Source organism: Wenxinia saemankumensis, assembly GCF_900141735.1.
In the GTDB taxonomy this organism is placed as follows: domain Bacteria; phylum Pseudomonadota; class Alphaproteobacteria; order Rhodobacterales; family Rhodobacteraceae; genus Wenxinia; species Wenxinia saemankumensis.
This window is the reverse complement of record NZ_FQYO01000001.1, coordinates 274,849-296,414: the sequence shown is the minus strand read 5'-3', so window position 1 is coordinate 296,414 and position 21,566 is coordinate 274,849. Positions and strand designations below refer to the sequence as shown.

21 protein-coding genes and 1 tRNA gene are annotated in these 21,566 nt (G+C 72.6%); 15 read left to right on the top strand and 7 right to left on the bottom strand.

The annotated features are described in order from the left end of the window. Window positions 1-8 precede the first annotated feature (8 nt). Genes BUE30_RS01370 through BUE30_RS01355 form a run of 4 tightly spaced genes read left to right on the top strand, consistent with a single transcriptional unit; the run spans window position 9 to window position 3,441 of the window. Window positions 9-248: a hypothetical protein gene (locus BUE30_RS01370; protein WP_073325915.1), complete on the top strand. Its 240-nt coding sequence runs from the start codon at window positions 9-11 to the stop codon at window positions 246-248. An 18-nt stretch (window positions 249-266) separates the two neighbouring features. Next, the gene (locus BUE30_RS01365; protein ID WP_073325913.1) at window positions 267-1,055 is read left to right on the top strand and encodes a L,D-transpeptidase; all 789 of its coding nucleotides are present in this window, start codon (window positions 267-269) and stop codon (window positions 1,053-1,055) included. Then, a complete protein-coding gene (locus BUE30_RS01360) occupies window positions 1,052-2,278 on the top strand; it encodes a CapA family protein (protein WP_073325911.1) in 1,227 nt (408 codons plus the stop codon). The genes BUE30_RS01365 and BUE30_RS01360 overlap by 4 nt, the downstream gene beginning before the upstream one ends. Beyond that, window positions 2,275-3,441 (top strand): CapA family protein, encoded by a 1,167-nt coding sequence (locus BUE30_RS01355; protein WP_073325910.1) that lies wholly within the window; start codon window positions 2,275-2,277, stop codon window positions 3,439-3,441. The genes BUE30_RS01360 and BUE30_RS01355 overlap by 4 nt, the downstream gene beginning before the upstream one ends. Before the next feature lie 82 nt (window positions 3,442-3,523). Here BUE30_RS01355 and BUE30_RS01350 read toward each other — a convergent pair whose 3' ends face one another. The 3 genes from BUE30_RS01350 to BUE30_RS01340 are packed head-to-tail and all read right to left on the bottom strand — an operon-like array spanning window position 3,524 to window position 6,080. Further along, window positions 3,524-4,033 (bottom strand): flavin reductase family protein, encoded by a 510-nt coding sequence (locus tag BUE30_RS01350; RefSeq protein WP_073325909.1) that lies wholly within the window; start codon window positions 4,031-4,033, stop codon window positions 3,524-3,526. After that, window positions 4,030-4,920: an aldo/keto reductase gene (locus BUE30_RS01345; protein WP_073325908.1), complete on the bottom strand. Its 891-nt coding sequence runs from the start codon at window positions 4,918-4,920 to the stop codon at window positions 4,030-4,032. The genes BUE30_RS01350 and BUE30_RS01345 overlap by 4 nt, the downstream gene beginning before the upstream one ends. Before the next feature lie 2 nt (window positions 4,921-4,922). Beyond that, the gene (locus BUE30_RS01340; protein ID WP_073325906.1) at window positions 4,923-6,080 is read right to left on the bottom strand and encodes an LLM class flavin-dependent oxidoreductase; all 1,158 of its coding nucleotides are present in this window, start codon (window positions 6,078-6,080) and stop codon (window positions 4,923-4,925) included. An 86-nt stretch (window positions 6,081-6,166) separates the two neighbouring features. Here BUE30_RS01340 and BUE30_RS01335 point away from each other — a divergent pair, with 86 nt between their 5' ends. Then, a complete protein-coding gene (locus tag BUE30_RS01335) occupies window positions 6,167-6,901 on the top strand; it encodes a GntR family transcriptional regulator (protein WP_073325905.1) in 735 nt (244 codons plus the stop codon). Window positions 6,902-6,905: 4 nt separating this feature from the next. Next, on the top strand, window positions 6,906-8,000 hold the full coding sequence (locus BUE30_RS01330) for a Gfo/Idh/MocA family protein (protein ID WP_073325903.1): 1,095 nt from the start codon (window positions 6,906-6,908) through the stop codon (window positions 7,998-8,000). 38 nt (window positions 8,001-8,038) lie between these two features. Here BUE30_RS01330 and BUE30_RS01325 read toward each other — a convergent pair whose 3' ends face one another. Further along, on the bottom strand, window positions 8,039-9,013 hold the full coding sequence (locus BUE30_RS01325; RefSeq protein ID WP_073325902.1) for a cation diffusion facilitator family transporter: 975 nt from the start codon (window positions 9,011-9,013) through the stop codon (window positions 8,039-8,041). A gap of 63 nt (window positions 9,014-9,076) precedes the next feature. Then, window positions 9,077-9,151: transfer RNA gene (locus BUE30_RS01320), tRNA-Thr, on the bottom strand. Window positions 9,152-9,267: 116 nt separating this feature from the next. On the opposite strand from BUE30_RS01320, the gene BUE30_RS17705 reads away from it, so the two are divergent. From BUE30_RS17705 to BUE30_RS01305, 3 genes are read left to right on the top strand one after another with little or no spacing between them, the layout of a single operon-like run. Further along, window positions 9,268-9,450 carry a hypothetical protein gene (locus tag BUE30_RS17705; protein ID WP_073325900.1) on the top strand — a complete coding sequence of 61 codons (183 nt, stop codon included), beginning with the start codon at window positions 9,268-9,270 and terminating at the stop codon, window positions 9,448-9,450. Next, a complete protein-coding gene (murA, locus tag BUE30_RS01310) occupies window positions 9,450-10,718 on the top strand; it encodes a UDP-N-acetylglucosamine 1-carboxyvinyltransferase (protein WP_073325899.1) in 1,269 nt (422 codons plus the stop codon). Before BUE30_RS17705 ends, murA begins: the two co-directional genes overlap by 1 nt. Then, window positions 10,715-11,209, top strand: coding sequence for a DUF2948 family protein (locus tag BUE30_RS01305; protein WP_073325897.1), 495 nt, complete (start codon window positions 10,715-10,717; stop codon window positions 11,207-11,209). Before murA ends, BUE30_RS01305 begins: the two co-directional genes overlap by 4 nt. A 26-nt stretch (window positions 11,210-11,235) precedes the next feature. On the opposite strand, the gene BUE30_RS01300 is transcribed toward BUE30_RS01305, so the two are convergent. Further along, window positions 11,236-12,666 carry a protein adenylyltransferase SelO gene (locus BUE30_RS01300; RefSeq protein WP_073325895.1) on the bottom strand — a complete coding sequence of 477 codons (1,431 nt, stop codon included), beginning with the start codon at window positions 12,664-12,666 and terminating at the stop codon, window positions 11,236-11,238. 186 nt (window positions 12,667-12,852) lie between these two features. Between BUE30_RS01300 and BUE30_RS01295 the strand changes: the two genes are divergently transcribed. The 4 genes from BUE30_RS01295 to BUE30_RS01280 are packed head-to-tail and all read left to right on the top strand — an operon-like array spanning window position 12,853 to window position 17,889. After that, window positions 12,853-13,518 (top strand): paraquat-inducible protein A, encoded by a 666-nt coding sequence (locus BUE30_RS01295; protein ID WP_073325893.1) that lies wholly within the window; start codon window positions 12,853-12,855, stop codon window positions 13,516-13,518. Continuing rightward, window positions 13,515-14,201: a paraquat-inducible protein A gene (locus BUE30_RS01290; protein ID WP_073325891.1), complete on the top strand. Its 687-nt coding sequence runs from the start codon at window positions 13,515-13,517 to the stop codon at window positions 14,199-14,201. The genes BUE30_RS01295 and BUE30_RS01290 overlap by 4 nt, the downstream gene beginning before the upstream one ends. Continuing rightward, window positions 14,198-17,326, top strand: coding sequence for an MlaD family protein (locus BUE30_RS01285; protein ID WP_073325890.1), 3,129 nt, complete (start codon window positions 14,198-14,200; stop codon window positions 17,324-17,326). Before BUE30_RS01290 ends, BUE30_RS01285 begins: the two co-directional genes overlap by 4 nt. Further along, the gene (locus BUE30_RS01280) at window positions 17,326-17,889 is read left to right on the top strand and encodes a PqiC family protein (protein WP_073325888.1); all 564 of its coding nucleotides are present in this window, start codon (window positions 17,326-17,328) and stop codon (window positions 17,887-17,889) included. Before BUE30_RS01285 ends, BUE30_RS01280 begins: the two co-directional genes overlap by 1 nt. Before the next feature lie 202 nt (window positions 17,890-18,091). On the opposite strand, the gene BUE30_RS01275 is transcribed toward BUE30_RS01280, so the two are convergent. Beyond that, the gene (locus tag BUE30_RS01275; RefSeq protein WP_083600992.1) at window positions 18,092-18,628 is read right to left on the bottom strand and encodes a pseudouridine synthase; all 537 of its coding nucleotides are present in this window, start codon (window positions 18,626-18,628) and stop codon (window positions 18,092-18,094) included. 201 nt (window positions 18,629-18,829) lie between these two features. On the opposite strand from BUE30_RS01275, the gene ctaA reads away from it, so the two are divergent. Together ctaA and BUE30_RS01265 are read left to right on the top strand one after the other, a co-directional pair. Further along, entirely contained in the window at window positions 18,830-19,996 is a 1,167-nt protein-coding gene (gene ctaA, locus BUE30_RS01270) for a heme A synthase (protein WP_073325886.1), read from the top strand. After that, window positions 19,993-21,462 (top strand): carboxypeptidase M32, encoded by a 1,470-nt coding sequence (locus tag BUE30_RS01265; protein WP_073325885.1) that lies wholly within the window; start codon window positions 19,993-19,995, stop codon window positions 21,460-21,462. The genes ctaA and BUE30_RS01265 overlap by 4 nt, the downstream gene beginning before the upstream one ends. Window positions 21,463-21,566 lie beyond the last annotated feature (104 nt).

Here is a 21,566-nt window from a genome sequence, read left to right as displayed (position 1 = left end):
GGGCTCGGATGGGCACGCGCGGAAATCCGACCTTTCTCGCGACGCTCTGGGCGGCGCTGATCCTGGCCTGGATCTTCTCGGGCGAACAATTCCTTGACCTGATGTTCGCCATGCCTGACGCTGGGGCAGTGGACGATTGGTTGCTGGGGATCGTCGTCCGGGCAGAGGACATGCGGGCCGCCTGGGGGGCGCCCGATCTCTTCGCGTCGTGGCGCGGCCTGCTGCACCGGACCTTCGGCCTCGGCTAGGGAAGAAGGGCTGCCGTCATGACAGAGAACCCGCGCCCGACGCGGCGCGCCGTCCTGGCGGGCGGGGCGGCGGGGCTGGCCGCGGTGGCGGCGCCCCTGCGCGCGATGGCCGCGCCCGATTTCGGCATCGACTACCTCGAGGGGCTGGACCTCGCGGGCTATCTGCGCCCCTCGGACATTCCCGGGGCCTTCACCCACGCCTTCTACGTCAACACCGCCTTTTCGGGCGGCGGCATGCAGAAGATGTGGGTGCTGGGCCGCGCGGGGTCCGGCTGGGACCTGGCCCTGCGCGAGCCCGGCCTGCCGGAGGAGGCGGGCTGGTCCTGGCCGGTCTCGACCGGCACGTTCTGGCCCGGGAACGACCGGGCCGGGCCGACGCCGACGGGGGTCTACAACCTCGACGAGCGCAGCCACCGCTTCCGCACCGGCTGGGGCTCGCCCGGCATGTACCGCGCCGTCTACATCGACCTTCACTACACGTCGGGACGGCAATCCGGCGTCGCGATGCACGGCACGACCCACGGGCAGTACGTCCGGCTGGGACGGCCCGCCTCGCATGGCTGCGTGCGGATGCGCTGCGAGAACATGGACATGGCGTGGGAGATGCTGCACCCCGGCGGCGCGCGGGGCGAGGGGACGCCGCTGTGGGGCGAGGTGCCGCGCCTCTTCGCCAGCACGCCCGAGGACAGCCCCGCGGCCCGGACCGGATACAGCCGCGACGGGACCTGGCTCCGGGACCAGGACGGGGCCCTGCTGACCAAGCGGGGCTATACCGCGCTCTTCGTGTTCTTCCGCGACGACCTGTGAGGGCGGCGGCCCTCGTTCGGGCCCTGGGCCTCGGCCTCGCCCTCGCGGGCGGGGCGGCGACCGCGCAGACCTGCCGGGCCGCCTATGACCGCGCGCCGCCGGCCGTGAATGCCTGCGGCGACGACAGGCGCGTCACCCTCGCCTTCGTCGGGGACGTGCTGCTGCATTCCCCGCTGCAGCGGCAGGCCTACGCGGCGGGCTTCGGGACGCTCTGGTCCGCGGCGGCGCCCTTCCTGCGCGAGGCCGATCTCGCGGTGGCCAATCTGGAAGGGCCGGTCGCCACGGGCCTTGCGCTGTCCGGCTTCCGGGGCGATCCCGGCGCGGTGTTCGACGGGACGGTCCACAGCTCGTACCCGCTCTTCAACTACCATGCCTCGCTGCTGCCGGCCCTGCGCGATCTGGGGATCGACGCGGTGAGCACGGCGAACAACCACGCGCTCGACCGGTTCTCGGCCGGGGCGGACGCCACGATCGACGCGCTGGAGGCGGCGGGCCTGCCGCATAGCGGCACGATCCGGACGGGGGCGCCGCGGGATTTCGTCCTGCACCTGCCCTCGGCGCTGGGGCGCATCGCGCTGCTGTCCTGCACATTCTCGACCAACGGCGTGCCGGATCCGGGGCGGCAGGCGCTGAACTGCTTTGCCGACCGGGACGAGGTCATGGCCGCGATCCGGGCCGAGGCGGCGCGGCCCGGCGTGGCGGGGGTGATCGTGCTGCCGCATTGGGGGGTGGAATACACCCACGTTCCCGGCCAGGCCGAGCGCGCGCTCGCCGCCGAGATGGCGGCGGCCGGGGCGATGGCGGTGATCGCCACCCATCCCCATGTCGTCCAGCCGGTCGAGACGGTACCGGGCCCGTCCGGCGCGGTGCCGGTCGCCTATTCGACCGGCAATTTCGTCTCGGGCCAGGTCGGGCTTGCCCGGCAGACGGGGATGCTGCTGCGGATCGGGATCTGCCTCGCCGCGCCGGAGGGGGACCTCGCCCTCGGCCTGGGGGCGCGGGCGGCGGTCGCGGAACTGGGCTGGGTCGCGCTCGCCATGGTCCGGGGCGCGGGGCGCGAACTGGCGGTCGCGGACGAGGGCGGGGTGGCCCCCGCGGCCCGGGCCGCGCACGACCTGGTCGAGCGCATCGTTCCGGGCCGTGCGCTGATGCCGCGCCTCGTCTGCGACGGGGACGGGCCGTTCGCGGCCGGATCCGCCGACCTGCCGGCGCTGCTGCAATGATCCGCGCGCTGCTGCTCTGCCTCGCGCTCGCCGGTCCCGCCGCGGCGCAGGAATTCGTCGTCACCTTCGGCGGCGACGTCAACTTCGCGCAGAGCCGGACCGCGCCGCGCCCCGGGACGGTGTCGAAGTTCGGGACCTTCCCGCTCGGCCACACGACGGACTTCCTCGCGACCGAGCTGACGGGCGACCTCGTCTTCGTCAATGTCGAGACGGTGGTGAGCGAGACGGACGGCGTGGCCCAGCCCAAGAGCTTCGTCTTCCGCTCGCACCCGGCGCAGATCGACCACCTGCGCGAGATCGGCGTCAACGCCTTCTCGCTGGCCAACAACCACGCCTACGACCACGGCTGGCCGGGCCTCGCCGCGACGCTGGAGCATTTCGAGCGCGCGGCGCAGGGCGGGGGCCCGATCCTCTTCGCCGGGATCGGCCGGGGAGAGGAGGCGCTGCGCCCCGCCATTGCCGAGATCGGCGGCGTGCGGGTCGCGATGTCGGCGATCGGGATCGGCTCGGCCAGCTTCGCCGCCGCGGACGGCGTGACCGGCATGGCGATGTGGCGCGTGCCGGGCCAGTACGACGCCGTGCTGCGGCATCTGGCCGAGGCCGAGGCGGAGCTGAAGATCCTGTCGATCCATGCCGGGATCGAGAACGAGATCGCGCTCGACCGGGGTCAGGCCGAGGCGTTCCGGCGCGCCGTCGACGAGGCGGGCGTGAACCTGGTGATCGGCCATCATCCGCATGTCCCCCGCGCGGTCGAGGCGGGGCCGGACCACGCGATCTTCTACTCGCTCGGAAACCTGCTCTTCGTGGGCGGGGCGATCCGCGACGGGCTGCCGGTGGGCCACGATTACGGGCTGCTGGGCCGGGCCTATTTCGAGCTCGGTTCGGCGGAGGGCCCGCGCCTGACCGCGCTCGAGGCAGTGCCCCTGACCGGCGTCCATCTCGCGCCGCAGCCGATGGATGCCTGGCGCGGGGCCGCGACGATCGAGCATCTGAACCGCCTGTCGCGCACCAGCGTGGGCGCGGCGGCGGCGGCCTTCACCCCGGTGCCGGGCGCGGTACCGCGGGGGGCGATGTGCCTGGGCGGACCCTACGGCCCCGCGGCCCGGGCGCTGTGCTGCCGGCTGGAATGGAGCATGTCCTGCGACCTGCCGGACCTGATGTGAGTCCCGCCCCCGAAGGCGGCGCGCCCGCGGCGGGCCGGTCGCCGAGGTGGTCTCGATCCCTGCGAAGTGACGGGACGGACGCCTAGCCTTCGGGGGGCGAGCCGCCTTCGAGCGCGGCGAAGGTCCCGTAGGCGCCGTGCTGGAAGACGAGCGGCTGTCCGCGTTCGAGCCGCGCCGCGATCACCCGGCCGACGACGATGTCGTGATCCCCGGCCGGGTGCCGCGCCTCGGCCACGGCCTCGAACACGGCCAGCGCCTCGGGCAGGAGCGGCAGTCCGTCGATCCCCTCGTCCCAGTCGATGCCGGGATCGGCGTCGCGGGTGAAGGCGGTGGAGAGCGGGTGCTGGTCGTGACGCAGCACGTGGATGGCGAACCGGGGCGCCGCGGCGAAGAGCTCGAACCGGCTGGAGGCGCGGGCGGGCGACCACAGCACCAGCGGCGGATCGAGCGAGACCGAGGCGAAGCTGTTGGCGGTGATGCCGACCGGCGCGCCCTCCGGCGAGCGGGTGGTCACGATGCACACGCCGGTGGCGAAGGCGCCGAGCGCGCCGCGGAAGGCGCGGGGATCCGTGGCGGGGTCGAAGCGGGTCACGGAACCTCGTGGCCGAGCGCGGCGGTATAGAGACGGAACCAGGTGGGGCGGTCGATCTCGATCCGGGTCGCCTCGGAGAGGCGGCGGATCCGGTCCAGGTTGTTGGTGCCCATCACGGGCAGGATGCGGGCGGGATGGGCCAGCAGCCAGGCGACCGCCACCGCCGCCGGATCCCCGCCCTGTTCCGCGGCCACGGCGCGCAACGCGTCGCCGAGCGCCGGTGCCGCCCCGGCCAGGAGCGAGCCGCCGCCGAGCGGGGACCAGGCCATGATCGGGCGGCGCAGCGCCTGCAGATGCGCCACGTCGCCATTCGTGAACCCCTCGTGCATCGCGAGGGAGAGCTCGATCTGGTTGGTGACCAGCGTGGTCTCCATCGCGCCCTGCAGCAGCGCCCAGTCCCAGGGGCGGAAGTTCGACACGCCGACCGCGCGGACCTTGCCCGAGGCGACCAGCCCGTCGAGCGCGGCCCCCGTTTCCTCGGGATCCATCATCGGGTCGGGGCGATGGATCAGCAGCAGGTCGATCCGATCGATCCCCATCAGCCGCAGCGATTGCGCGACCGACGCCTCGATATGGGCGCGCGAGGTGTCGTAATGCTTCACCGGGGCGCCGGCATGGCGGCCCATCGGAGCGACGATGTCGCATTTCGTGACGATCTCGATCCGGTCGCGCAGGTCGGTGCCCTTCAGCGCCTGGCCGAGGATCTCCTCGGCCATGTAGCCGCCGTAGATGTCGGCCTGGTCCATCGTCGTGATGCCCTGGTCGAGACAGGCCTCGACCTTGGCCCGGACATGGGCGGGCGAGGTATCGGCATCGTCGCCGAGCCGCCACATCCCGTAGACGAGGCGCGAGAAGTCCAGCCCCTCCGCGATCTCGATCCGCTCCATTCTCAGCGCCTCTCTCCGGTGCCGAGTGGGGTCGGCGGTGTAGTGTCGGGAACCCGGCCGTAGATATGCGGCAGAGAGCAGGTGTCCAGCGCCGGCAGGCAGAGACGGCCGAAATGTTGCGCCTCGTCCAGATGCGGGTAGCCCGACAGGATGAAGGCGCGGATGCCCATCCGGCGATAGGCCTCCAGCTCCGACAGGACCTGGTCGGCGCTGCCGACGATTGCGGCGCCGCAGCCCGACCGGGCGCGGCCGATCCCGGTCCACAGATGCGGCTCGACATAACCGAACTGGTCGGCAAGTTCGCGGGCGCGCGCCTGGTGGGACACGCCGAGCGAGGACGCGTCATGCGCCCGCTCGCGGATCAGCCTGCCGTACTCGTCGTCGAGCCGGGCCGTCAGATGCTCGGCGTAGTCGCGCGCCTCGGCTTCCGTGTCGCGGACGATGACGTGGACGCGCAGCCCGTAATCGAGCGTGCGGCCATGCGCCTCTGCGCGCGCATGGACGGCGCGCATCCGCTCGGCCAGCTGGTCCTTCGCCTCGGGCCACATCAGGTAGACGTCGCACTGGGCCCCGCAGAGCTCGAGCGCGTCGGGGGAATAGCCACCGAAATAGAGCAGCGGGCCGCCGCCCTGCTGGTAGGGCCGCGCCGGGTCGGTGGGCACGTCCGTGAAACCGTAGATCTCGCCGTGATAGTCGATGCGGTCGCGCGTCCAGGCCTGGCGCAGGATCTCGACCACCTCGTGACTGCGGCGGTAGCGGAAGGGCGAGGGCTCCTTCTGGCCGGGGAAGTCCGAGGAGATGACGTTGAGCGTCAGCCGCCCCTGCAGCATGTGATCGAGCGTGGCGATCGTGCGGGCCAGCATGATCGGCTGCATCTCGCCGCAGCGGATCGCGGCGAGCATGTTGATCCGGCTCGTCAGCGGCGCCATCGCGGCGACGAAGCTGAGCGTGTCCTGCCCGACCTGGTAAGAGGAGGGGCACAGGATGTTGCGGAAGCCCTGCCGCTCGGCCTCGAGCGTGATGTCGCGGCAATGGGCGAAGGACGAGCGCAGCGCGCCCTCCGGCACGCCGAGCTGGGCGTAATCGTCGCTGCACAGGGCCGAGAACCACGAGATCTCGGCCGCATCCAGATCCGGCGAGGTGATTGGAACGACGGTCATTTTCCGTGGTCTCCTGCGCGATGCCGCCCCTTGCATAGCAGCGGGGAATGAGTGCATCAATCGTGGATCAATTGTCCGAGGACGCCATGGACGGACCCGCCCCCCTGCAACGTGCCGGCCTGCCGCGCTGGCTTCAGGTCAGCGAGGCGCTGATCCGCGAGATCCTCGCCGGTCGGCTGCCCGACGGGGCGCGCCTGCCGCCGGAACGCGAGATGGCGGCCTCGCACGGGATCAGCGTCGGCACGCTGCGCAAGGCGCTGGCCGAACTGGAGGGCAAGGGCCTGCTGAGGCGGATCCAGGGCTCGGGCAATTACGTGCGGCACAAGGGCGAGGTGGCGTCGGTCTATTCGCTGTTCCGGCTGGAGGGGCCGGGCGGGGGCGGCCTGCCGACCGCCGAGATCCTGGAGGTGCGGCGGCTGAGCAAGCCGGCGGCGCTGCCGCCCTTCGGCACGTCGCCCGAGGCGCACCGGATCCGGCGCCTGCGGCGGCTCGACGGGGTGGCCGTCGCGGTGGAGGAGATCTGGCTCGATGCCGGGGCGGTGCCGCGGCTGACCGTCGCGGAACTGGGGGAATCCCTCTACCGCGCCTGGCGCGAGCGCTTCGGGCTCATCATCGGCCGGGTGGAGGACCGGGTCGGGATCGGCGCGGCGCCGGACTGGGCGCCGGCGGGATTCGCGCCCGCGCCGGGGAGTGTGGTCGGCCGGGTCGACCGCCGGGGCTGGGCGGCCGGCGCGCCGGCGGTGGAGGGGCCGGTCGAGGTGTCGCGCACCTGGTTCGATCCGGACCGCGCGGCCTATGTCTCGCGCATGGGGAAGGGCTGACGCCATGATCCGGGAGCTGCGCTACGGCCTCATCGGGGCCGGGATGATGGGGCGCGAGCATATCCGCAACATCGCCCTGGTGGAGGGCGCGCGCGTCGCCGCGCTGCACGATCCGGTGCCCGAGAACGCGGCCGCCGCCGCCGTGCTGGCGGGCGGCGCCGCGGTGGAGGAGAGCGTCGCGGCGCTGGTCGCGCGCGAGGATCTCGACGCCTTCGTCATCGTCTCGCCCAACCATCACCACCTGGACCAGATCCGCATGATCGCGGCGGCGGGACCGCCCCGGCCGATCCTGGTCGAGAAGCCGCTCTTCACCCGCGCGGACGAGGCCGAGACCGTCCGGCGCTTTGCCGACAGCTACCCGGCGCCGGTCTGGGTGGCGATGGAATACCGCTACATGCCGCCCATCGCCGCGCTGGTGCGGGACGTGGACGCGGCGACCGGCGGGCCGCGGATGCTGACGATCCGCGAGCACCGCTTTCCCTTCCTGCCCAAGGTCGGCGACTGGAACCGCTTCAACGCGCAGACCGGCGGCACGCTGGTCGAGAAATGCTGCCACTTCTTCGACCTGATGCGGCTGATCCTGCGCGCCGACCCGGTGCGCGTGATGGCGAGCGGCGGGCAGGCGGTGAACCATCTCGACGAGAGCTATGGCGGCCGCGCCCCCGACATCTGGGACCATGCCTACGCGATCGTCGATTTCGAGGGCGGCGCCCGGGCGATGCTTGAGCTGTGCATGTTCGCCGAGGGCGCTCGCTACCAGGAGGAGGTCTGGGCGTTGGGCCCGGCGGGCAAGATCGAGGCGCATGTTCCCGGCCCCTCACGGTTCTGGCCGGTGGAGGCGGGGCCGCTGCCGATGCCGCGGGTGATCCGCTCGCCCCGGTCCCCCAAGGGGCCGGCGATTGAGGATTTCCCGATCGATCCCGCGCTTCTGGCGGCGGGGGACCATAACGGGTCGACCTATTTTCAGCACCTGCGCTTCGCCCAGGCCGTGCGGGGCGGCGGACCGGTCGAGGTCACGCTGGCGGACGGCGCCTGGGCGGTGCGGATGGGCCTCGCCGCGCAGGAAAGCGCGGCGACGGGACAGGCGGTGACCTTCTGAGCCCTTAAATCAGCTGGTGACCTTCTGTCCCTCTGGACTCAGTGCGCGTGGGCGGGGTCCCGTCCGGGGTCCTCTTCCCGATCGCGCTCGGCATCGTGGCCGATCGTTTCGGCCTCGCCGCAGGCATCGCCCGGCCTCTCGAGTTCCAGCGTCGCGTGGCCGATGCCGAAGCGTTCGGCCAGCATCGCCTTGACCCGCGCCTTGACCGCATCCGCGCGGTCCATCCCGGCCCCGGGATCGACCACGAGATGCGCCTCGAGCGCCAGCTTCGATTCGTCGATCTGCCACAGATGGACGTGGTGCAGGTCGCGCACCCCGTCGGCCGCGCGCAGGGCGTCGACGACCTCGCCGGTCTCGACCCCTTCGGGGGCGCCCAGCATCAGGATGCGGATCGCACCGCCGATCTCGGAGATCGCGTGCCACAGGATGTAGGCCGAGATCATCGCGGTGACGATCGGGTCGACGATCCACCAGCCGTAGAGGATCACCAGCACCCCGGCCACGATCACCCCGACCGATCCCAGCGCGTCGGCGACGTTGTGCAGGAAGGCGGCGCGGATGTTCATGCTTTCCTTCGACAGGGCGAAGGTGAGCCAGGCGGTGACCACGTCGACCAGCAGGGCCAGCGCGGCGATCCAGACCACCGTCCAGCCCTCGATCGGCTGCGGGTCGAGGAAGCGCGCCCACGCCTCCCACAGCAGGTAGAGGCCGATCAGGATCAGCGTCGTGTAGTTGACCAGCGCCGCGACAACCTCGGCCCGAACATAGCCGAAGGTCATCCCCGCATCCGAGGGGCGCCGCGCGATCCGCCGCGCGGCGAAGGCGATGACGAGCGAGACCGCGTCCGAGAGGTTGTGCAGCGCGTCCGCGATCAGCGCGAGGCTGCCCGACAGGATCCCGCCGACGATCTGCGCGACGGTCAGCGCGAGATTGACGAGGACGGCGCCCAGCACCCGGCGGTCGCCGAGATCGGCCGGATGGTGGTGGTGATGGTGCCCGTGCGCCTGTGCCATGCCCCGGACCTAGAGCCGCCCGCGCAGGATGGCGAGGGGCAGGGGCGGCGATGTCGGGGAAACTGGTGCTGCCGGAGAGATTTGAACTCTCGACCTCTCCCTTACCAAGGGAGTGCTCTACCCCTGAGCTACGGCAGCGACCGTGGGCGGCCTTTTACCCGGCCCGGCGCGGGGTGCAAGCCGTTTTCTGCACCGGGCGCGCGGGGGTGACGCGCGGGCGGGTCGCGCGCTTTACGGGCCGGGGGCGCGGCGTTATGTCCGGGCGGATGAAAGAGCCGCGCGCCCCCAGGACCAGCGACCCGGAGCGGACGTCGCCGAAGGGCGGCACGGCCCGGGAAGACCGTCTGAAGGCGGCGCTCAAGGCCAATATCGCGCGGCGCAAGGCGCAGGCAAAGGCCCGGTCCCAGGACCCGGGCGAGCAGGAGCAGGACGGATAATGGATTCGATCGTCGTCACCGGCGGGCAGGAACTGTCCGGCGAGATTCCCATCGCGGGGGCCAAGAACGCCTGCCTCGCCCTCATGCCCGCGACGCTGCTGAGCGAGGAGCCGCTGACGCTGACCAACGCGCCGCGCCTCAGCGACATCCGCACGATGACCCAGCTGCTGCAATCGCTGGGCGCCGAGGTGTCGTCGATGAACGACGGCAGGACCATCGTGATGTCCTCGCACGGGCTGAACGGCCAACGGGCGGATTACGACATCGTGCGCAAGATGCGCGCCTCGAACCTGGTCCTCGGCCCGCTTCTGGCGCGGCACGGGCGGGCGGTCGTCTCGCTGCCCGGCGGCTGCGCGATCGGCGCGCGGCCGATGGACATCCATATCGACGCGCTGACCGCGATGGGCGCCGAGATCGAGCTGAAGGACGGCTATCTCCACGCCGAGGCGCCGGGCGGGCTCAAGGGCGGGACGGTGACGCTCAAGTTCCCCTCCGTCGGCGCGACCGAGAACGTGCTGATGGCCGCCACCCTGGCCGGGGGCACGACGATCATCGAGAACGCCGCGCGCGAGCCCGAGATCGTGGACCTCGCCACCTGCCTGCGCCGGATGGGCGCCCAGATCGAGGGCGACGGCACGAGCCGGATCGAGGTGCAGGGCGTGGACCGGCTGGGCGGCGCGACGCATCCGGTCGTGACCGACCGGATCGAGCTCGGCACCTACATGCTCGCCCCCGTCATCGCGGGCGGGTCGGTCGAATGCCTCGGCGGGCGGATGGACCTCGTCGCCGCCTTCGCCGAGAAGCTGGACGCGGCCGGGATCTCGGTCGAGGAGACGGGGCGCGGGCTGAAGGTGGCGCGCCGCAACGGCCGGCCGCACGCCGTCGACGTCACGACCGAGCCCTTTCCCGGCTTTCCCACCGACCTGCAGGCGCAGATGATGGCGATGCTCTGCACCGCCGAGGGGACCAGCGTGCTGGAGGAGAGGATCTTCGAGAACCGCTTCATGCACGCGCCCGAGCTGATCCGCATGGGCGCCAGCATCGACGTGCAGGGAGGGCATGCCACCGTGCGCGGGGTCGAGCGGCTGAAGGGGGCGCCGGTCATGGCGACCGACCTGCGGGCCAGCGTGTCGCTGATCCTGGCCGGGCTCGCCGCCGAGGGCGAGACCGTGGTGAGCCGGGTCTACCATCTCGACCGGGGTTACGAACGGCTGGAGCAGAAGCTGGGCGCGGTCGGCGCCCGCGTCGAGCGGGTGGCCGGGCAATGAGCGATCAGGGCCCCCGGGATGCCAGCTTCGCCGACGGGGCGGAGCGGCCGCTGCGCCTGAAGGCGCTCGACGCCGAGGATCTGGGCGTGATCTCGGCCCTCGTGCAGGATGCCGTATTCAACGGGTCCGACATGGTGTTCAAGCCGCGCGAGCGGCGCTTCGCGCTGCTGCTGGGCCGCTTCCGCTGGGAGGACAAGGACCGGGCAGAGGCGCGCCGCCGCGACTACGAGCGGGTGCGCACCATGCTGGTCGTCGAGGACGTGCAGGCGGTCCGCAGCCAAGGCGTGCCGCGCGGCGATTCCGAGACCGTGCTGTCGCTGCTCTCGCTGGGGTGGGAGCCGGGCGAGGACGGGACGGGCACGCTGCGGCTCGTCCTCGCCGGCGACGGCGAGATCGAGGTGGCGGTCGAGGCGCTGGAGGTCGTGCTGCGAGACGTGACCCGGCCCTATGCCGCCCCGTCGGGCAAGGCGCCGGGGCACGAAGAAAACTGATGGATCAGGCGCTTGCGGGGCGCTCCTCAGGTTCCGCAGAAAGTCCGCGTCACCCTCTCGTCCATTGCTGGCGGGGTCGTCCAGTCGGCGCCCGGATCGGCGAACGGATCCGTCGCGCGGGCCAGCAGGGTGTGGAACGGCGCCTCGTCCCCCGCGACGGCCGCCGTGATCACCCGTTCCACCAGGTGCAGGCGCGGAACGATCCGGGGATTGGCGCCCGCCATGCGCGCCGCCTCGGGCCCCCGGCCGCGCCACTCGGCGAGCCACGCCTCCAGCCCCGCGCGGTCGGCGACCTGGTCGCGCAGCGGCGCGATGGAGCCCCGCGTTCCGGCAAGATCGTCCTCCAACGCCGCGAAGGTGTTGGTGAAATCCGATCCGCCCGCCGCCATCAGACCAAGCAGGTTCTCGACCAGCTCTCGGTCGGCCCGGTCCGCCGGCAGGCCCAGCTTCGCGGCGAAGAGGCGCAGCCATTCCGCCTGGTAGGTGCCCGCAAAGCCGTCGAGGATGGCGGTGAAGCGCTCGATCGCGGCCTCCTCGCTGTCCATCAGCGGGACCAGCGACGAGGCCAGCTGGGCGAGGTTCCACAGCGCGATCTGCGGCTGCGCGTTCCAGGCGTAGCGGCCGTGGACGTCGATCGAGGAATAGACCGCGTCCGGGCGGTAGGCGTCGATGAAGGCGCAGGGGCCGTAATCGATGGTCTCGCCCGAGATCGCCATGTTGTCGGTGTTCATCACCCCGTGGACGAAGCCGAGCGCCATCCATTGCGCGACCAGGCGGGCCTGCGCCTCGACCACGGCGGCGAGCAGCCCCTCGGTCCCGTCGGCCTCCGGGTAGTGCCGGGCGAGGACGTGATCGCGAAGCGCCTCCAGCGCCGCGACATCGCCGGCGGCGGCGAAGCGCTCGAACGTGCCGACGCGCACGTGGCTTGCGGCGACCCGGGCGAGGATCGCGCCGGGCAGGGGCGCCTCGCGCAGCACCGTCTCGCCGGTCGCCACGGCGGCGAGGGCGCGCGTCGTCGGCACGCCCATCGCGGCCATCGCCTCGGACGTGAGGTATTCGCGCAGGACCGGGCCGAGCCAGGCCCGCCCGTCGCCGCCGCGTGAATACGGCGTGCGGCCCGATCCCTTGAGCTGCAGGTCGCGCCGGACCCCGTCCGGGCCCACGATCTCGCCCAAGAGCAGCGCGCGCCCGTCGCCGAGGCCGGGATTCCAGTTGCCGAACTGGTGCCCGGCATAGGCCTGCGCCAGCGGCGCGGCGCCCTCCGGCGCGGCGTTCCCCGCGAGCATCGCGACACCCTCCGCCCCGCGGAGGGAGGCGGGGTCCAGCCCCATCCGGCGGGCGAGCCCCTCGTTGAGGGCGATCAGGCGCGGGGCGGCGACGGGCGTGGCGCCGTGGCGGGTGAACAGCCGATCCGGCAGGCGGGCATAGCTGTTGTCGAAGGCGATCTGCAGGCTCATGCCCCGCAACCTAGTCACGCGGCGCCGTCGCACCAGAGGGGATGGCCCGGGCGGCACCGGCCGGCGCGAGGCGATGTGATCGGTCGCGGGGCCGTCCCGCCCCTTGCGGTCATTGCAACCGCCTGTGGCACATATAGACTGCCCCCGTCGCGGCGGCCCGGTTCGGCGCCGTCCACGGGGGACCAGATGACCGATCAGACCGACCTGCATGCGGCCGAGCCGGCCGAGCTGATCGCCTGTCCGATCTGCGACGCCCTCTACCGCGTGGAGGAGCCGGCGCATGGCGAGCGGGCGGTCTGCGCGCGCTGCGGGCACGTCCTGATCGCGCCGCGCCGCCGGGCGGGGATGTCGATCATCATGCTCGCCCTCGCCACTGTGATCCTGACCTGCGGGGCGGTGTTCTTTCCCTTCCTGCGGATCTCGACGGCGGGGTTCGGCAACAGCGCCACGATCCTCGACACGGCGCTGGCCTTCACCGATGGCCCGCTGCTGGTGCTGTCGCTGGCCGTGCTGGCGCTGATCGTGCTGGTCCCGGTCGCGCGGGCGGCCCTGACGATCTACGTCCTGTCCCCGCTCGTCTTCGACCGGCCCGCCTGGCCGGGCGCGATCCAGGCCTTCCGCATGTCCGAGGCGCTGCAGCCCTGGTCGATGGCCGAGATCTTCGCCATCGGCTGCGCCGTCGCGCTGGTGAAGGTCGCCGACCTCGCCACGCTGGAATTCGGGCCGGCCTTCTGGATGTTCGCGGTCCTGACGGTGGTGATCGTGCTGCAGGACCGCTGGCTGGACCGCTGGTTGGTTTGGAACACGCTCGACCGCGAGGTCGCCCGGGCGGCACGGACCGCGCGCGCATGAGTGGGGAAGAGGCGCTGACGGCGCGCGATGCCGGCCTCGTCGCCTGCCGGCGCTGCACCCGCGTCTGGCCCCGCGGGCGCGAGCGGTGCGGGCGCTGCGGCGCGCGGCTGGTCAGCCGCGATCCCGGCAGCCTCAGCCGCGTCTGGGCCTGGTGGGTGGCCGGGCTGATGGCCTACGTGCCCGCCAACATCTATCCGATGCTGATCACCGACACGCTGGTCTCGCGGTCCGAGGCGACGATCGTCGGCGGTGCGATCGAGCTGATCCAGCACGACGCGCTGGGGATCGCGATCATCATCCTGATCGCCTCGGTCGGGATCCCGATCGGCAAGTTCGTGGCCGTCGCCTATCTCGCCCTATCGGTGCAGAACCCGGCGCGGCTGAACGCGCATCGCCGTCACCATCTACTGGAAGTGGTGGAATATATTGGCCGCTGGTCGATGATCGACGTCTTCGTCGTGGCGATCCTGTCGGCATTGGTGCAACTGTCCGTCGTCGCCCGCATCGATCCCGGGCCTGCGGCGCTGGCCTTCGCGCTGTCGGTGGTGTTCACGATGCTGGCCGCACAGGCCTTCGACCCGCGTCTGATCTGGGACCGGATCGAGGCCGATGCGGAGGCGGATGGCCCCGAGGGCCGGTCCGCGGACGAGGCAGGACCGACCCCACGCGGTGAGCAAGCATGAGCGACGAGACGACCCTTCCCCCGCGCGCCACGGTGGAGCCGCGTCGCCGCTCTCTCTGGCAGCGGATCTCGATCGTTTGGCTGGTGCCGCTCGCCGCGCTGGTCATCGCGCTCGGCGTGGCGTGGCAGAACTACGCGGATCGCGGCCCGCTCATCACCGTCTATTTCGACGAGGCGGCGGGCGTGCATGCGCGCGAGACCGAGCTGCGCTACCGCGACGTCGCGGTGGGCGAGGTGGAGGGCGTGGCCTTCACTGCCGATCTCGACCGCGTCGCGGTGGAGATCCGCCTCGACAAGGACGTGGCGCCCTATGTCGACGAGGGGGCCGAGTTCTGGGTGGTGCAGCCCGAGGTCACGACGCAGGGGATCACCGGCCTCGATACCGTGCTGACGGGCGTCTACATCCAGGGCGAATGGGACGGCCAGCCGGGCGAGCAGACCTACGAGTTCGACGGACTCTTCAGCGCGCCGCTGCTGACCGGCAGCCAGGCGGGCCTGCGGATCGAGCTGTCCTCGACCGGGGACGCGCTGACGGGGAACACGCCGCTGCTCTACAAGGGGGTCGAGGTCGGCTGGGTCGGCGCGGCCGAGGTGTCGGTCGACGGCTTCCGGGTCGAGGCGCCGGCGGTGATCTACGCGCCCTACGACGCGCTCGTGACCGAGGAGACGCGCTTCTGGGACACGTCGGGCTTCTCCTTCTCGGTCGGGACCGGCGGCGCCTCTGTCAATTTCGAGAGCCTGTCCTCGCTGATCGTCGGCGGCGTCACCTTCGAGACCTTCGTCTCGGGCGCGCCGCTGGCCGAGGATTCGGCCGAGTTCACGATCTATCCCGATGCCGAGACCGCCCGCGCCTCGGTCTTCTCGCGCAATGCCGGCCCGCCGCTGGAGCTGGTCGCGATTTTCGACGGCAACGTCTCGGGCCTGTCGGTCGGGGCCGCGGTCGAGCTGGAGGGGCTGCGGATCGGCCAGATCTCGGCGATCAACGGCGTCGTCGAGGAGGGCGAGAACGCGGCCGAGCAGGTGAAGCTGCAGGCGGTCCTGTCCATCCAGCCCGCGCGGCTGGGCTTCGACGGGATCGGCGGGCGCGAGGACGCGCTGGATTACATTGCCGCGCAGGTGGAGCAGGGGCTGCGGGCCCGGCTTGCGACCGGCAACATCCTGACGGGGGGGCTGAAGGTCCAGCTGGTGGAGGACGCCCCGGCCGGCGAGGCGGCGCTCGACCTGACCGCCGCGCCCTATCCCGAGCTTCCCACGACCGATTCCGACATCGTCGATGTCTCGAACAGCGCGCAGGACACGCTGGACCGGATCAACAACCTGCCGATCGAGGAGATCCTCGCCTCGGCCCGGTCGCTGCTCGACAACACCGCGCGGCTGGTCGGCAACGACGCGACGCAGGCCCTGCCGGGTGAGCTCGCGGCGATCCTCGCCGATCTGCGGGCCGTGACCTCGGCCGACGGCATCCAGGCCGCGCCCGACCGCGTTGCCGAGATCCTCGGCTCGCTGTCCGAGGCGACGGGTGAGGTGGCGGGCCTGCTGGCGCAGATCGACGCCGCGGGCCTCGTCGGGTCGGCGAGCGAGACGGTGGAGGCCGCGCGCGGCACCCTCACCGAGCTGCAGACCGCGCTGACCGGCGTGCCGGCCCTGATCGAGGAGGCGACGGGCGTCGCCGCGACCGCCAACGGGCTGGAACTGCAGGCGGTGGTGGATTCCGCGCAGGACGCGCTCGACAACCTCTCGGCGCTGCTGGGATCCGAGGCGATCCAGGGCGTGCCGGGGCAGGTGCAGGGGATCCTCGCCAATGTCGACGCCCTCGCCGGCGATCCGGCGCTGCAGGACGCGCCCGAACAGGTGGCGGCGATCCTCTCCGACCTCGCCGGATCGACCGCCGAGGTCGAGCGCATTCTCGGCGAGATAGAGGCCCGGGCGATCACCGCGCAGGTCGGCGAGGTGCTGACCGCCGCCGAGACCACGCTCGCCAGCATCGACGCCGCCGTCGCGGACGTGCCCGGGCTGATCGGGGACGTGCGGGCCCTGCCGCTGGGCAGCGCCGTGTCCGAGATCGAGGCCGCGGTGGCCAATCTCAATGCCGTGCTCGGCTCCGAGGCGATCCAGGGCGTGCCCGGGCAGGTGCAGGGGATCCTCGCCGACGTGCGGGGGATCACCGGGGACGCGGCGCTGCAGGGCGCGCCCGAACAGGTCTCGGCCATCCTCGCCGACCTGCAGGGGTCGGCGGCGGAGGTCTCGGACATCCTTGCCGCGGTCGAGGAGCAGGCCCTGGTCGAGCGGATCGGCACCGCGGTCGACGGCGTCAGCGCCGCGGTCGCCAATGTCGATACCGCGCTGGCCGGGCTGCCCGGCCTGCTGGACGAGACCGAGGGACTGGTGGCCGAGGCCCGCGCCCTGCCGCTCGACGTGCTGGTGGCGCGCGTCTCGACCCTCGCCGGGTCGGCCGACGCGCTGCTCTCCTCCGAGGGGACGCAGGCGCTGCCGGGGCAGCTGAACGCGACGCTGGCGACGCTCGATACCGCGCTGAGCGAGGTGCAGCGAGCGGTCGCGACGGTGAACGAGGGGCAGGGGGCCGAGCGCCTGCTGGCCGCGATCGACGATGCCGGAGCGGCCGCCGAGGCGGCCCGCAGCGCCGTCGAGGGCGTGCCGGGGGTGATCGAGCGGATCGACGCGGTGGCGGCGAACGCCCAGGCCGCCGATCTGGCGGGCGTGACCGCGCAGGCGCAGGCGACGCTCGCCTCGGCGCAGGCACTGCTGTCGAACCAGGGCACGCAGGACCTGCCGGGCGAACTCGGCGCGGCCGTGACCGAGCTGCGCGGCGTCCTCGCCGACCTGCGCGAGGGCGGCGCGGTCGACAACGTCAACGCCGCGCTCGTCTCGGCCCGCAACGCCGCCGACCAGCTGTCGGTGGCGGTGCAGGGGCTGCCCGGCCTGATCGACCGCACCGGGTCCTTCGTCGTCTCGACCGGCGACACGGTCGCCGCCTACGGCGAGAACGGCACGCTCGCCCGCGAGCTCCGCCAGACCCTGCGCGAGGTCGCGCAGGCCGCCGAAACCCTCTCCAGCCTCGCGCGCGAGATCGAGCGCCGGCCCAATTCCCTCATTCTCGGACGGTGATGATGACGCGTCTCCTGGCCCCCGGCCTCCTCCTCCTGCTCGCCGCCTGCGGCGATCCTGCCCTGCGCTACGCCGTGCCGCAGGTCACCCCGGCCGAGCGGGTCTCGATCGGCTTCTCCTCGGTCGAGGTGCGTGACGTGGAGCTGCCGCTCTACGCCCAGTCCGAGGAGATCTACGTCGAGGACGAGACGGGGGCGCTGGTCTCGTCCACCGACCTGCTCTGGGCGGACGATCCCTCGCGCGCCTCGACGCTGGAACTGGCGCGGGCCCTGTCCTCGCTGACCGGGGTCGTGGTGGCGCCGGAGCCCTGGCCCTTCGACCTCTTCCCCGCGGCGCGGGTCGAGGTGCGGGTGGAGGAATTCGTGGCCTCGCGCGCCGGCGCCTTCCGCCTGTCGGGGCAGTACTTCATCGCCGCGCTGGACGAGAGCGGCCGGGACCGGGCGCGGCTCTTCGAGCTGTCGGCCCCGCTGCCGGCAGAGGCGGGCCCCGCCGAGATCGCCGCGGCGCGGGCGGCGGCGATGGCGCAGCTGGCCGAGACGATCGCACGCGACGGGCTGCGCTGAGCGGCCCTGCCGCGCCACCGGGTCCGCCGGATCCGGCGGTGCGGCCTCGCGGCCGCGTTCCCCTTTCCGGAGCCGGCGGGGAGGCGAGCCCTCGGCGGCTCGGCGCTCGTGCCCGTGGCGGGGGCGGACGGTATTTGCAGACCCTGCGAAGGAGGCGGGCGCGGCGCGCCGGACCGGGCCGGGCGCGGGCGGGGAGCCGGGATCAGGCGCGCCGCCACGCGCCGGGCGCGAGGCCGTCGAGCGTGTACTCGCCGACCGACCAGCGGACCAGCCGCAGGACCGGGTGGCCGACATGGGCGCACATCCGGCGGACCTGCCGGTTGCGCCCCTCGCGCAGGGTGAGGCGCAGCCAGCAATCGGGCACGGACTTGCGGTAGCGCACCGGCGGCTCGCGCGGCCAGAGCCAGTCCGGCGCCTCGACGCGCGCGACCTCGGCCGGCCGGGTCGGGCCGTCCTTCAGCGTGACGCCCTGTCGCAGCGCCTGCAGCGCGTCCGCGTCCGGGATGCGCTCGACCTGGGCGAAATAGACCTTGCCGCGCTTGTGGCGGGGATCGGCGAGCCGGGCCTGCAGCCGGCCGTCATCTGTCAGGACGAGGAGCCCCTCGCTGTCGCGGTCGAGCCGGCCCGCCGGATAGACGCCCGGCACGTCCACCACGTCCTTCAGCGTCGCGCGTCCCGACCCGTCGGGCGAGAACTGGCTGAGCATGTCGAAGGGCTTGTTGAGCAGGATCACGGTCATGGCGGCCTCTCTAGCGGGCCCGGCGCGGGCTGTCGCCCGTCTTCGCCGGGGCGTGGGGCCCGGTCGTCGCCCGGTCGTCGCCCCGGGGGGGCCTGCCGCGCGGGCGATCTGTCGCGCCTCCGGGCGCCGGCGCGCGGGTTGCTGCCGGCGCCCCGCTGGCATAGCGTCCGCCCGCCCGTTTCCACAGTCCGAAGGTGCCCCATGGCCCGCTCTCCCGACGCCCCGCGCCGCGCCCTGTTCGAGGAGGTCGGCACAACCGAGCGCTCTGCCGCGACGCCGGGGCAGATCGACCGGGGGCGGCGCGGGGCGCGCGGCGCGATCCGGGTCTGGCTGATGGTCCTCTTCGCGCTGGTCGCGGTGATGATCGCGGTGGGCGGGGCGACGCGGCTGACGGATTCGGGCCTGTCGATCACCGAATGGGCGCCGATCTCGGGGGCGCTGCCGCCGCTGTCGCAGGCCGAATGGCAGGCGCAGTTCGACGCCTATCGCCAGACCGACGAGTACCGCCTGCAGAACGAGGGCATGAGCCTCGCCGAGTTCGAGAGCATCTTCTGGTGGGAATGGGGGCACCGGCAGCTCGGCCGGGTGATCGGCCTCGTCTGGGGGATCGGATTCCTCTTCTTCCTGCTGACGAAGCGGATCCCCGCCGGCTGGACCGGGCGGTTGCTGGGCGTCGGCGCGCTCGGCGGGCTGCAGGGGGCCGTGGGCTGGTGGATGGTCTCGTCCGGGTTGCGGCCGGGCATGCTCGACGTCGCCTCCTATCGTCTCGCCATTCATCTCGGCCTCGCCTTCGCGATCTTCGGGTTGATCGCCTGGTACGTCTTCAGGCTGGGGCGGAGCGAGGCGGAGCTGCTGCAGGCGCGCCGCTCGGGCGAGCGCCGTCTCTGGGGCGGGGCGACAGGGCTGATGCATCTGGGATTCGTGCAGATCCTGCTGGGGGCGCTGGTGGCGGGAATCGATGCCGGGCGGTCCTTCCCGTCCTGGCCGCTGATGGGCGGCTCGTTCGTGCCGCCCGACCCGTTCTACGTGCCGAGCGGCGGCGCGGCCTGGCGGGCCTTCTTCGAGAATCCGGGCCTCGTGCAGTTCGTCCATCGGATCGTCGCCTACCTGCTGACCGCCCTCGTCGTCGTGGTCTGGCTGCGGGCCCGCAGGTCGCCCCATCCGCAGACGCGGCTCGCCTTCAACGCGGTGCTGGCCATGACCGCGCTGCAGGTGGCGATCGGGATCATGACGGCGCTCTACGCGGCCCCGCTCGGCATTGCGCTGCTGCACCAGATCGGGGCGGTCGTGCTGTGGGTGCTGATCCTGCGCGGCCGGTTCCTCGCGCGGTATCCGCGCGTCACCTCGATCCGCGGGACGATCCGATGACCGCCTATGACGACCTCATGGCCTTCCAGCGCGAGACCGAGGCGCTGGCGCAGGTGGCGGGCCGCCTGGGCTGGGACCAGGAGACGGTGATGCCGCGCGGCGCCGGCCCCCAGCGGGCCGAGGAGCATGCGGCGATGGCGGGCATCCTGCACGCCCGCCGGACCGATCCGCGGATCGGGGACTGGCTGGCGGCTTCCGTGCCGGCGGACGCGGTGGCCGAACGGCAGCTCGCCCTGATCCGGCGGGATTTCGACCGGGCGGCCAGGGTCCCGGCGCGGCTCGCCTCTGAGATCGCGCGCACGACATCCACCGCGCATGGCATCTGGGCCGAAGCGCGGGCGCGCGAGGACGTGGCCTCCTTCCTGCCGATCCTCGAGCGGGTCCTGCAACTGCGCCGCGAGGAGGCCGATTGCCTGCGGGGCGAGGGCAGCCGCTACGACGCGATGCTGAACGATTACGAGGACGGCGCGTCCGCCGCGCGCATGGGCGAGATGTTCGACGGTCTGCGCCCGCGGCTGGTCGCGCTGCGCGACGCGATCCGCCAGGCGGGCCCGGCCCCGGCGCTGGAGGGGACCTTTCCCGAGGAGGGGCAGCTGAAGCTCTCGACCGAGCTGGCGAAGGCCTTCGGCTACGACATGACGCGCGGGCGGATCGACAGGGCGGTGCACCCGTTCTCGTCCGGCTCCGGCCTCGACGTGCGGATCACGACGCGGAGCGATCCGCTCGATCCGTTCAACTGCTTCTACTCGACGATCCACGAGGTCGGTCACGCCGCCTACGAGCAGGGGATCGACGAGACCCATCTGCTGACGCCGCTGGGACAGGGCGTGTCGATGGGGGTCCACGAGAGCCAGAGCCGGATCTACGAGAACCAGCTCGGCCGGTCCCGCGCCTTCACGGGCTGGCTCTACGGGCGGATGATCGAGACGTTCGGCGATCTGGGCCTGGACGGGCCGGACGCGTTCTTCGCCGCGGTGAACCGGGTCGGGGAGGGCCATATCCGGACCGAGAGCGACGAGGTGCAATACAACCTGCACGTCCTTCTGCGCTTCGATCTCGAACGGGCGCTCTTCGCGGACGATCTGCGGGTCGGGGACCTGGAGGCGGCGTGGAACGACCGCTTCGCGGCCGATTTCGGGTATCCCGTCGACCGGCCCTCGCACGGACTGCTGCAGGACGTGCACTGGTCCGAGGGGCTGTTCGGCTATTTCCCGACCTACACGCTGGGCAACGTCTATGCCGGCTGCCTGCACGCGGCGCTGCGGGCCGACCTGCCGGATCTGGACGCCGCGCTGGCGCGCGGCGACACCGCGCCCGCGACGGGCTGGCTGCGCGAGAAGGTGCAGCGGCACGGCGGGCTGCGCCCCCCGCGCGAGACGATCGTGCATGCGACCGGGGCGGCGCCGAGCGAGGGGCCGCTGCTCGATTATCTCGAGGCGAAGTTCGGGGCGATCTACGGGCTCTGAGCACGGCGCGCCGGGTCCGGGCGGGGGCGGGGCGGCGTCGCCCTGCGCCGGACGTCCCGGCGGCCGGGGCGACGGGATCGGGTCTCTGTCCTCCCTGCGACGCG